The 554-nt window shown below is 52.0% G+C and carries 2 protein-coding genes; both read left to right on the top strand.

All coding sequences use genetic code 11. The annotated features are described in order from the left end of the window. Positions 1 to 185: hypothetical protein (locus tag DXA20_RS16295; RefSeq protein WP_158577268.1), on the top strand; the 185-nt coding region annotated here is incomplete at its 5' end. Continuing rightward, a partial coding sequence (locus tag DXA20_RS15965) for a cellulase family glycosylhydrolase (protein ID WP_147403775.1) occupies positions 155 to 554 on the top strand: 400 nt, incomplete at its 3' end. The genes DXA20_RS16295 and DXA20_RS15965, both read left to right, overlap by 31 nt.

Here is a 554-nt window from a genome sequence, read left to right as displayed (position 1 = left end):
CACCGGTTGGAAAGCACGGAAGACTTCATCTCGCAAAGGTGGACGGCTACGGTAATGCGCCGGTGATCGTGGATCAGTACGGCAAGCCGTTCCAGATGCGTGGAGCCAGTACCATGGTGTGCAGTGGTTCCCGGAATATATCAATAAGGGAGCGATGCAGACGCTCCGTGATGAGTGGGGCGTGAACCTGCTGCGTATGGCATGCTATGTCACTCAGTACAATGGTTATACCAACGGCGGTCAGAGCCTGATCGACTCCAAGATCGTTGAGGGCGTACAGGCGGCGAAGGAGCTTGGCATGTATGTGATCGTGGACTGGCATATCCATGAGGAGAATCCACATACCACAAAGACTGTGGCAGAGCAGTTCTTCAAGAAGTATGCAACGCTGTACAAGGATTACGATAACGTGATCTTTGAGATCTGCAACGAGCCGACCGGCATACAGTGGTATACCGGCGGCAATGATCTTTATTCCTATTGTAAAGATATCGCAGGCATTATCCGTGACTGCGGAAGCAAGGCACTGATCGTCTGCGGAACCAATAACTGGT

It is taken from the genome of Roseburia sp. AM59-24XD (genome assembly GCF_003478445.1).
Lineage (GTDB): Bacteria > Bacillota > Clostridia > Lachnospirales > Lachnospiraceae > Jutongia.
The sequence above is the reverse complement of the archived record's forward strand: the minus strand, read 5'-3'. Positions and strand labels throughout refer to the sequence as shown.